Below are 10,860 nucleotides of genomic sequence, written 5' to 3'. Positions count from 1 at the left end.
GATGGTGGACTACAATTACCATCGACCACACCAGGCATTAAACTTCAAATCTCCTGTAGATTTATTGCAGGAAATTTGAGGACAAAATTATACTTTTGAATGGTCTGAAAAACAGGGGAGCTTACATGCCCAATTCTAAAATATCCAAGTAGTTCTGTGGAAATCAGACCACTCATCCCATTTCCAACAAATTAACAAAAACAACAATGGACAAAATTTTAAACTTGGGAAAGTATATTTTTCCGCTTTCGTTTTTGCTTTACGTTGGCTTACATCTTGGCAAACCCAACGTTGGAGCATCCTTCGTTCCAGACTATATTCCGTTTCCCTTATTCTGGAACTACTTAACCTCAGTTTGCATCTTACTTTTCATTGTCAGTGCTTTAATTGGGAAATATGACAAGTTATCTTATTCGTTGATGGCATTGTATGTAATTTTAATGGCTATTTTAATTCATTTACCAAGGGCAATGGGATATGAATTAGTACCAGAAAATATGACTGCTAACCTGAGAAAGAAATGGAATTGGAAATGGTTAACTTTTTCCGAAATATAATGATTACAGGCGCATTACTTGCGTTTGCAAAATTTGTAGCCAAAGACAAAAGATTAATCGGTTGACTATTACGAAATCAAATTTGTACCGGCGTTTTATGATTTAGAGCGCTAAAAGAAAAGCTTTACTCCATTTTACCTTTGGTTGGTGTTATAACCAAAAACAAAATAAAATTCTCTTACCCGCCCAACCATAAAAATTGACAAAACATTCGTAAATCCAAAAGAATTTGGGAGATAAAAATGCAGGTAAATAACTGAATTTAAACATCATAAACCCAAAAATCTAATAAATATCAAAATTGGATTTACGAATGTTATTTAGTTAATATAGTCGTGTTTTGTAACTTTAGCTGTTTGCAAAATAATTCATCCCACCGCGAGCAACAAGCTGAATTTTAAAAAAATTATCAATAGAAATTCAAATCTAACCAAGGCTATTGAAATCTATTTTACATTTTTTTTATTCCATGTGAGTTTTATCCGGCAGAAGCCGTAAGCAAAGAACCTGGCAAATTATTAACTAAAACAACCTTCATTATGCCTAAGAAAGTAATCAAACATTCTGTTTTTGTAGTGTTTATATTAATTGCAAATATGAACATGCTTTTTGCCCAAAATGGTAATAAAGAGCAAAATCCTAATACAGCAGATGCATTCTACACTCTGGGCACTAAATATTATGCGGAACAGCAATACGATCTTGCCATTGACAATTACACAAAAGCCATAGTGCTTAGTCCTAAATTTGCCAATGCTTATTTAAACCGTGGTGTTTGTTACAAGAAAAAAGAGCAGTATACGGAGGCATTTGCAGATTACGCAAAAGTTATTCAATTGAACCCGAAAGAACCTGCCGTGTATAAAAACCAAGGTATTATTTATGAAATTCAGAAGAATTATGAATTGGCCGTTACAAATTATACAAAAGCTATAGAATTGGGTGGTAAAGAATACCAAGATTTATACATATATCGGGGTAACATGTATTGCGATTGGGAAAAGCCTGACTTAGCACTTGCCGATTTTCAAACGTCTGTTAAGTTATTCCCTCAAGATGCCACCGGATATAATAATATTGGATATGTGTACAGCATTAAGGAAAACTTTACACAAGCCATCACAAATTACACAAAAGCTTTAGAGCTTGACCCAAAGTATCTTTTGTCTTATATCGGTCGTGCTTATTGTTATGATGCTATTGGCAGCACCAAATTGGCAGACCTCGACCGGAAAAAATATAGCGATTTGGGCGGCAAACTTGCGGCCACAGCAGGAAGCTCAAAACGTTCTATCTATCCAAAGGGAACCTTTGATGCAGCGCTGGCCCAATCAGCATTAAGCCGTGGCTTATCTAAAATTGAAGGTAGAGCCTGCTCAAAAATTGATGGCAGAATATTTACAGCCGCAGGAACTAGAGTCGTTTTATTTCCTGTTACGCCCTATCTGGAAGAATGGTATGAACTAAGAGAGAAGAAAGAGGGTAAAAAATTATCGGTGTACATGTCAAAAGAAGCAAATAAATACGCCATTGAGGCATTTACAGACCGTAATGGAGACTTTGCATTTGATGGATTAAAACCCGGAAAATACTTCATCCAGATGATACATAATTTTAACCAGCTTAAAACCAATAGGGTTTATAACGGTCAGAATACGGCAATGCAAGGCAATACACGGGTAATAACCAACTATTATCAAGATCAGGATTACGTGGTTGAGCGTAGCGAGCGTGTAGAAAGATTTGTAGAAATTAAAAAAGATGGTGAACTTAAAAAAGTTGGCTTATCAAAAGGATTGATTAAAGGTTGTGACTGGTAATTAACGCTCCAATTGAATTATATTCTGTTCATCAAAGTAAATATTAAAATAAAAAGGTTTATTCGCTTTGCATAATCTAAAACCATTTTTTGTGTGGTAATTAACCTAAGAGGAAGCTGCGACAAGAATGCCGAAAATTATTTTAATTCTATACTTTTAACATCATCGTGGATTTAACTATCTTCACCAATAAAAATGGGTAAAATGCAATTATCAGTTCAAGATTCTGACACACTCATAGCATTGTTAAAGTTACGTTTCGATAGAAATACAAACCGACATAAAGATGTGGATTGGAGCAAAGTTGAAGCTAAGCTGAAAAGTAATCCAGAAAAACTTTGGTCGCTAAACGAAATGGAACGTACCGGTGGCGAGCCTGATGTAATTGGATATGATAAAGAAACAAACGAGTATTTATTTTGCGATTGCGCTACTGAAACACCTAAAGGTAGAAGAAGTATTTGTTACGATCGTGAGGCACTAGATAGCAGAAAGGAATTTAAGCCAGAAAACACCGCTATAGATATGGCGAATGAAATGGGTATTGAAATACTTGATGAATCGCAATACAGAGCACTACAAAAGCTTGGAAAATTTGATATGAAAACCTCAAGCTGGATAAAAACCCCAGATAATATCAGAAAATTAGGAGGTGCAATTTTTGCAGACTACAGATATGATACGGTTTTTATTTATCACAATGGTGCATCATCTTATTATGCTGCAAGAGCTTTTCGAGGAATGCTAAAGTTTTAAATTACTTTACTAAAGACTGGCAAATCGATTTTATTAAACCCGGCCCTTCGTAAATAAAACCAGTATATAATTGAACCAGACTTGCTCCGGCATCTAATTTTTCCTGTGCATCTTTTGCCGAGTGTATTCCACCAACACCGATGATAGGAAATGCTTTATTCGATTTTTCAGAAAGATATTTAATAACTTCTGTAGAACGTTCTTTAACAGGTTTGCCGCTTAAACCGCCCATTTCTCCTGATAACGTTTTTTCGGTAGCTAAATTTTCCCGGCTAATGGTGGTATTAGTTGCAATGATACCGGCAATCTTCGTTTCTGCCACAATTTCGATAATATCATCCAACTGAGCATCGGTTAAATCAGGCGCAATTTTTAATAAAATCGGACGAGAAATATTGTTTTTTAGATTGCGCTGCTGTAAAGTATTTAAAATATTTTTAAGTGGTTCCTTTTCTTGCAATTCACGCAAGCCTGGCGTATTGGGCGAGCTAACATTGACTACGAAATAATCTACCACGTCAAATAACCTGTCAAAACATTTTATGTAATCGCTTACCGCATTCTCGTTAGAAGTTGCTTTGTTTTTACCAATGTTTCCACCTACAACAATATCAGGATGTTTATCTTTAAGCATACGCAAGCGTTCTGCCATAACATCTACACCCTTATTATTGAAACCCATTCTGTTGATTAAAGCCTCATCATTAGGTAAACGAAACATTCTTGGCTTATCATTTCCGGGTTGAGGCATTGGAGTAACTGTACCAACTTCTATAAAGCCAAAACCTAAATTGCTAAGTGGCTCTACATATTCGCCATTTTTATCAAAACCAGCAGCCAAACCCACAGGATTTCTAAATTTTATACCGAAAACCTCTTTCTCCAGTCCTTTTATACTGAAATCGAAACTGCTGCGAATAATGGTTTTTCCTAACGGAAATTTATCATTAAACCATTTTAACCGCTTAACAACGAAATAATGTACGTTTTCTGGGTCAAACTTGAAGAATATTGGTTTAATAAGGCGATACATGCCACGAAGATAAATAAAATATAGAAAAATGGAAAATGGAGTTGTTTAGAGGATGAATGATGGAAAATGGAGCATGAAAGATGGAAGTGTTAATAACTGCACCTATTCTATTAATGATATATAAACCAAAATTTATATTTATTCTTACCTACCATACCATCTGTAATACATCTTCCATTATAGCTCTGCCATCACACATCCCCACCATCCATCTTCCCTCCTACATCATCTGCCTTACATCTTTATTAGTAAGCTGCTGTAAATTGCTCCTGATGATGTGCATTGTTTTCTAATTCATCAGCCAAAACGATTGATAAATCTTCAACAGATAAAATTGAACGCCCTTCTTCATTAAATACCGGTGATGTTTTTCCTAAACGATATTTACCGGTGCGACCGATGGTGATGCCTGGGTGCATTTCGATTGCCGGACTAAAAAATAACCAATCTAATTCTTTCTCTTGTTTTAAAATATTAAAATAATCTCTCACTGCTGATGCTCCAGGATAAATTTCTGCGGGGAATTGCGGTCCATCAACTAGTTGTTTTCCATCAATTTGCAAAGTACCTGCACCTCCAATAAAAATGTAACGTTTTACACCCGATGCTTTAACTGCTTTGTGAATGGCCTGGGCTCCAGCAAGGGTTTCGTTATAAAGATTTGGATTAGTCCAGCCGGGGTTAAAAGCGCTAACAATGGCGTCGGCTCCGTTTAAAGCTTCAACCAATTTTTCTGTATCCAAAATATCAACTGCAAGTTTGGTTACTTTATCATCATTGCTTTCGATTTTTTCTGTATTGCGGGCAATTGCAATTACTTCGTTTCCACGAGAAACCAACTCATTTAAAAGGGCTTTACCTACAAAGCCAGATGCGCCTATTAATGCTACTTTCATGTTCTTAATTTTTATTTATTGAATTTAAATTTGATTTAATTATTGTAATAAATTTTATTACAGTTTTATTTAAAATTTTTTATTTGAATTTTGATGCGAAATCTGCCAGGCTTTGTTTAGATAAATTATCTACCAAAGCATTTTCTGCATCGCTGTAAAGTGTATTTAAGTGTTGATTAATTTGTTTACCAATTGGACATTTTGGGTTTGGTTCGTTTTTACTTTGTCCCAAAATATTCTGATTTCTGAGAGATTTATAAACATCGCCGAGATTAATATCGCTTGCACTTTTCGCTAAAAAAGAGCCCCCACCTTTCCCCTCTTTACTGTCAACAAAGCCATGTTTACGCAAGTTCATAATTTCTTTACGTACCAAAACCGGATTAATATTAATGCTTCCAGCCAAATAATCAGAACTTACCACTGCCCCATTTGCATCATCGAGCAAAGTAAGTATGTGTAAGGAAATTGGAAAACGGCTGCTTATCATTCTGTAATTATTTTTATTACAGTACAAATGTAAAGATTTATTTAATATTTCAAAGAAATGTAAACCGAATTTTATTTTTTCGTTATTAAGCTAAAATGGTACATCATTAATTTAATGACGCACCTTTTTTTTATTTATGGTTTAAAACCTATTCTACCAAGCCGTTGATTTGTGCGTATTGCAAAAGCATAATGGTTTTTCCGTCTTTAATTGCTCCGGTTTTTATCATATCCAAAGCTTTACTGAAGGGTAATTCTAAAACCTCAATATTTTCTTGTTCTTCGTGATGACCGCCACCTTCACTTACTTTCATATCTTTTGAATATTCTGCTACAAAAAAGTATAAAATTTCTGTAACCGAACCCGGCGACATATAGGCTTCAAACACCTTTTTCACATCCTTTATTTTATAGCCGGTTTCTTCTTCTGTTTCGCGTTTTATGGCTGTTTCAGGATTATCTTTATCCACTAATCCTGCACATGTTTCGATTAACATTCCATCGTTGTTGCCATTTATATATGTTGGCAAGCGGAATTGGCGGGTTAGAATTACAGTTCCATTTTCCTTATTGTAAAGCAAAATGGTTGCTCCATTGCCCCTGTCGTAAGCTTCTCGGTTTTGCGTTTGCACGGTACCATCTTTTTTATGGTATTCGAAGGTAATTTTATTTAAGGTGTACCAATTATCTGATAGAATTTCTGTGCTTAAAATTTTAATATTTTCGTTGCTCATGCGTTTGGGCTTTAAAACCAAATGTATTAATTTTTTAACCGTTGACTGAAGTCAACGGCAATGAAATGCAATGTGAAATTAACTAATGCTCATTTATATTTTTTTTAGATAAATTTTAAGATTAGTCTAATACAAAGATTTCTCCCCTTCGGTGGAAATGATGGTAGATTATGCGGATTGAATGTTTCCTCGCCGTCTTGTTTCAACAGACCGGATTTAGATAGATGCAGCAAGCAACCGTTAATACAAGGAACTAATTTGATTTATAAACCTGATAGCAGCGAAAATCCTTTTTGATGCAGATCTTCGACAAGATCAGACTGACATGAACAAAAAGATTGCAGCGAATAGCAGGAAGATACTTTAAAAAAATGATCTGCCACTGCTTTACAAGAAATCAAAAGAGTTAAACATTTGTCTATTTCGCTTTCCAAAAGAAATTAGCTTTTAAAATTCGTACTTTTGCAGCCGAAATGATTTCAATAAATAATTTAACATTCCTAATTGGCTCCAGAGCCTTATACGAAGAAGCAAATTGGCACATTAAACCTGGTGATAGAGCTGGTTTAATTGGTGCTAACGGAACCGGAAAATCGACACTTTTAAAGATTATTGTTGGCGAATATGCCCCAACTTCCGGAACGGTTTCTATGTCTAAAGACCTGAAAATAGGGTATTTAAACCAGGATTTACTTTCTTATGAATCGCATCATTCAATTTTGCATGTAGCTATGGAAGCTTTTGAGCGCCAAAACCAACTACATGATGAAATTGAAGAGTTGCTGAAGAAAATTGAGAGCGATTATAGCGAAGAGGTTTTAAATAAATTGAGCGATAAACAGCAGGAATTTGAAGCTTTGGATGGTTACAATATCGAATACAGAGCAAACGAAATTTTGGCCGGTTTGGGTTTTAGCACTGCAGACCAACATCGTCCGCTAAATACCTTTTCGGGAGGCTGGCGTATGCGTGTAATGCTTGCGAAAATTTTACTACAAACGCCTGATATTTTGTTGCTGGATGAGCCGACCAACCACATGGATTTACCTTCCATCAAATGGCTGGAAAACTATTTGGCAAGCTTTGAAGGTGCAATTGTAATTGTATCTCACGATAGATATTTCTTAGATAAAATTGTAAACCGTACGGTAGAATCGCGTAAAGGAAAATTAACAGTTTACGCTGGTAATTATAGCTTTTATGTAGAGGAAAAAGCTTTGCGTGGCGAAATTCAAAAGGGAGAATTTAAAAATCAGCAGGCCAAAATTAAGCAGGAAGAACGTTTAATTGAGCGTTTTAAGGCAAAAGCTTCGAAAGCAAAAATGGCGCAATCGCGTATGAAAGCTTTGGATAAAATGGAGCGTATTGATGATGTGGATGATGATAACCCAACGGTAAATTTCAGCTTTAAATTTACTAAACCTTCCGGCCGACATGTTGTGCGTATTGAGCATGCAACGAAGCATTACCCAAATGTTCATATTTTGGAAGATGCTGAAGCTGTGATTGAAAAAGGCGATAAAATTGCCTTGATTGGTGCAAACGGTAAAGGTAAATCTACGTTATTGAGGATGATTGCCGGAACGGAGAAATTTGATGGTTTCTGCGAAACTGGTCATAATGTTACCACAACTTTTTTTGCTCAGCACCAGTTGGAATCTTTACATCTTGAAAATGCAATTTTGGAAGAATTACAGGCCTTTGCGCCTAAACATTCGGATACGGAATTGCGTAGCATTTTAGGCTGTTTCTTATTTACCGGCGATGATGTTTTTAAGAAAATTAAGGTTTTATCCGGTGGAGAAAAATCGCGTGTGGCTTTGGCTAAATCTTTAACCACAGATTCTAATTTCTTAATTCTGGATGAGCCAACCAATCACCTTGACATTCAATCGGTAAATATTTTGATTCAGGCTTTACAGCAATTTGAAGGTACTTTTATCGCGGTTTCACACGATAGGTATTTCCTTGATAATGTTGCTAATAAGATCTGGTTTATCGAAAATGAGCAAATCAAACAATATCCAGGAACTTATGCAGAATACGAAGAATGGAATAGTAAAAGGATAATTCCGGCTTCAAAACCAATTCCGGTAAAAATGCCAGAAAAAGTTATGGAAGCTCCGAAAACGATAACTCCAAACGCAGCAAATCAATTAAAAAAATTAAATGACGAATTGAAAAAAGTGGAAGCTTTAATCGCAGAACAAGAAACAGCTGTGAAAAATATTGAAGCTGAACTTGCTGATGAAAATGTTTATGGCAAGGCCGATAAATTAGCCGAAACCAATAAAAGATACCTTGCTTCCAAACAAGATTTAGATAATAGCCAGGCTAAATGGGAAACCTTAGCCGGAGAAATTATGGAACTGGAAGGTTAACAAATTACGTCATTGCGAAGCCGATTTTTCATCGGTTATGGCAATCTTATAAATAGAAGCCGGAGAATTTTTCTGCGGCTTTTTTGTTGCCATGGAAACAGGTTACTAGCTTCGTTTGAGCCACAGATTAACAGATTTATTGGATAATAAGTTTTTGTCTTCTGCCACGGAAAGCTCGAAGGCACAGACCTATAGCCCAAAAACTTCCGTGTAAATCCGTGTTTCAGTGGCAATATTTTTTTGTCTTTTTTCTTTTTGCCAAGGAAATACAGAAGGCTCGGAGCTATAGCCCAAAAACTTCCGTGTAAATCCGTGTTTCGTGGCAATCTTTTTATCCTTTTTCTTTTTGCCACGGAAATACAGAAGGCACGGAGCTATCACCCAAATACTTCCGGGTAAATCCGTGTTTCCGTGGCAATTTTTTTATCTTTTTTCTTTTTGCCACGGAAATACAGAAGGCTCGGAGCTATAGCCCAAAAACTTCCGTGTAAATCCGTATTTCAGTGGCAATATTTTTTTGTCTTTTTTCTTTTTGCCACGGAAATACAGAAGGCACTGAGCTATAGCCAAAAAACTTCCGTGTAAATCCGTGTTTCAGTGGCAAACTTTTTATCTTTTTTTTTGCCACGGAAATACAGAAGGCACTGAGCTATAGCCCAAAAACTTCCATGTAAATCCATGCTTCCGTGGCAATATTTTTATCCTTTTTCTTTTTGCCACGGAAATACAGAAGGCTCGGAGCTATAACCTAATACTTCCGTGTAAATCCGTGTTTCAGTGGCAATCTTTTTTTGTCTTTCCCGACTCCATATCAAATCTTTTAAAATTGATTTATACTATGTACTTTTAGTTATGCAAAAACTAATCGCAGCACTTTTACTTTTCGTTTCTACCCTATCTTTTGCCCAAACAGAAAGCACATTTACCAACGATAATAAAATTTACCTGCCAAACATTAAAACAGTTTTATGTTATAATAGCAGTAAAGAACAGTCTATACCCATCATTCTTTTAAATTCTACTGAAACCATTTCTTTTAGCTTTGATGATTTATTAGGTGGCACCAAAAACTATTGGTACAGTATAGAACATTGCACATCAGATTGGCAAACATCCAAAATTTCTACACTCGATTATCTCGATGGCTTTAATGAAGACCGAATATTTAATTACAAATACTCATCAAACACCACCCGAAAATACACGCACTATGAATTAAGTTTTCCGAACAATCAGGTCAAACCTAAAATTAGCGGAAACTATATTTTAAGGGTTTTTGAGGATAATGATAAAAAGAAACCTGTAATCTCTCAAAGGTTTTATGTACTAGAAAATGTAATCGCCATCGCTGCAGAAATTACCAATCCTTTGCAGGTAGCCGATAGAAACTTGAAACAAAAGATAAATTTTACGTTAAATCACAACATTTCAATCGCAAATCCTTATCAGGATATAAAAACAATTGTGATGCAAAATTTTAATTATAATACTTTACAGATTAATAAAAGCCCATCTTTTGTGAGGCCAAATCAGCTTGTTTTTAATGATATTAATACAAATGATTTTTGGGCTGATAACGAATTTAGGAAGTTTGATACCAGAAGCTTACGTTATAAAGCGGGCAATGTTAAAGATATTTTTAGAGATAATGAATCGGTTAGCGTAATACTTTTTCAGGATGCTCCAAGAAATAAAGAAGCCTTTGCAAATCAACTGGATGAAAATGGTAATTTCTACATCAGAAATACCGATGGTAGGGATGATAAAACGGAGGCTGAGTACTTGAGCGTACTTTTCACTTTAAATGCGCAAGCCCCATCTACCGCCGGAGATGCTTATGTTATCGGGCGTTTTAATAATTATACTTTATCTAAAGAAAATAAATTACTTTATGATGAAGGCCGAAAACAGTTTTACACTAACATATTACTAAAACAAGGACTTTACGATTACGAATATGCCTGGCTGGATAAAGCTACAAATACTGTAGAAACAAGATCATTCGAATGTTCATTTTTTCAAACCGAAAACACCTACCAGATTTTTGTTTATTACAGAAAACCGGGCGCCAGATGGGATACCTTAATAGGATTTACAAACTTATCTAACCGAATTACCGATAAGAGATAATTCAAAAACTACCTTATTTGTTACAAGATTTTTCTTCCTTTTAAAACATACTTCCTAAATTAGT

9 protein-coding genes are annotated in these 10,860 nt (G+C 35.4%); 5 read left to right on the top strand and 4 right to left on the bottom strand.

Annotated elements, in window-relative coordinates; genetic code table 11:
- Positions 1–206 precede the first annotated feature (206 nt).
- The 3 genes from LUA86_RS17175 to LUA86_RS17165 all read left to right on the top strand — a co-directional run bounded on the left by LUA86_RS17175 (position 207) and on the right by LUA86_RS17165 (position 3,133).
- Positions 207–557 (top strand): hypothetical protein, encoded by a 351-nt coding sequence (locus tag LUA86_RS17175; protein WP_231465070.1) that lies wholly within the window; start codon positions 207–209, stop codon positions 555–557.
- Between the two features lie 539 nt (positions 558–1,096).
- The gene (locus LUA86_RS17170; protein WP_231465068.1) at positions 1,097–2,377 is read left to right on the top strand and encodes a tetratricopeptide repeat protein; all 1,281 of its coding nucleotides are present in this window, start codon (positions 1,097–1,099) and stop codon (positions 2,375–2,377) included.
- Positions 2,378–2,581: 204 nt separating this feature from the next.
- A complete protein-coding gene (locus LUA86_RS17165; protein WP_231465066.1) occupies positions 2,582–3,133 on the top strand; it encodes a DUF4256 domain-containing protein in 552 nt (183 codons plus the stop codon).
- Position 3,134: 1 nt separating this feature from the next.
- Here the strand turns inward: LUA86_RS17165 and LUA86_RS17160 are convergent, their stop codons facing one another.
- From LUA86_RS17160 to nudK, 4 genes are all read right to left on the bottom strand, one after another.
- Positions 3,135–4,166: a quinone-dependent dihydroorotate dehydrogenase gene (locus LUA86_RS17160; protein WP_231465064.1), complete on the bottom strand. Its 1,032-nt coding sequence runs from the start codon at positions 4,164–4,166 to the stop codon at positions 3,135–3,137.
- A 245-nt stretch (positions 4,167–4,411) separates the two neighbouring features.
- Positions 4,412–5,062 (bottom strand): NAD(P)-dependent oxidoreductase, encoded by a 651-nt coding sequence (locus LUA86_RS17155; protein ID WP_231465062.1) that lies wholly within the window; start codon positions 5,060–5,062, stop codon positions 4,412–4,414.
- Between the two features lie 79 nt (positions 5,063–5,141).
- Entirely contained in the window at positions 5,142–5,552 is a 411-nt protein-coding gene (locus tag LUA86_RS17150) for an Rrf2 family transcriptional regulator (RefSeq protein ID WP_231465060.1), read from the bottom strand.
- A gap of 148 nt (positions 5,553–5,700) precedes the next feature.
- Positions 5,701–6,285: a GDP-mannose pyrophosphatase NudK gene (nudK, locus tag LUA86_RS17145; protein ID WP_231465058.1), complete on the bottom strand. Its 585-nt coding sequence runs from the start codon at positions 6,283–6,285 to the stop codon at positions 5,701–5,703.
- A 473-nt stretch (positions 6,286–6,758) separates the two neighbouring features.
- Between nudK and LUA86_RS17140 the strand changes: the two genes are divergently transcribed.
- On the top strand, positions 6,759–8,666 hold the full coding sequence (locus LUA86_RS17140; RefSeq protein ID WP_231465056.1) for an ABC-F family ATP-binding cassette domain-containing protein: 1,908 nt from the start codon (positions 6,759–6,761) through the stop codon (positions 8,664–8,666).
- 852 nt (positions 8,667–9,518) lie between these two features.
- On the top strand, positions 9,519–10,796 hold the full coding sequence (locus LUA86_RS17135) for a DUF5103 domain-containing protein (protein ID WP_231465054.1): 1,278 nt from the start codon (positions 9,519–9,521) through the stop codon (positions 10,794–10,796).
- Positions 10,797–10,860: the final 64 nt, after the last annotated feature.

The sequence above is a fragment of the Pedobacter sp. Leaf132 genome (genome assembly GCF_920984695.1).
In the GTDB taxonomy this organism is placed as follows: domain Bacteria; phylum Bacteroidota; class Bacteroidia; order Sphingobacteriales; family Sphingobacteriaceae; genus Pedobacter.
This window is presented reverse-complemented; position numbering and strand designations above follow the sequence as displayed.

Coding starts and splice junctions, on each gene's coding strand:
- LUA86_RS17175 (WP_231465070.1), top strand. CDS start 207: ATGGACAAAATTTTAAACTTGGGAAAGTATATTTTTCCGCTTTCGTTT.
- LUA86_RS17170 (WP_231465068.1), top strand. CDS start 1,097: ATGCCTAAGAAAGTAATCAAACATTCTGTTTTTGTAGTGTTTATATTA.
- LUA86_RS17165 (WP_231465066.1), top strand. CDS start 2,582: ATGCAATTATCAGTTCAAGATTCTGACACACTCATAGCATTGTTAAAG.
- LUA86_RS17160 (WP_231465064.1), bottom strand. CDS start 4,166: ATGTATCGCCTTATTAAACCAATATTCTTCAAGTTTGACCCAGAAAAC.
- LUA86_RS17155 (WP_231465062.1), bottom strand. CDS start 5,062: ATGAAAGTAGCATTAATAGGCGCATCTGGCTTTGTAGGTAAAGCCCTT.
- LUA86_RS17150 (WP_231465060.1), bottom strand. CDS start 5,552: ATGATAAGCAGCCGTTTTCCAATTTCCTTACACATACTTACTTTGCTC.
- nudK (WP_231465058.1), bottom strand. CDS start 6,285: ATGAGCAACGAAAATATTAAAATTTTAAGCACAGAAATTCTATCAGAT.
- LUA86_RS17140 (WP_231465056.1), top strand. CDS start 6,759: ATGATTTCAATAAATAATTTAACATTCCTAATTGGCTCCAGAGCCTTA.
- LUA86_RS17135 (WP_231465054.1), top strand. CDS start 9,519: ATGCAAAAACTAATCGCAGCACTTTTACTTTTCGTTTCTACCCTATCT.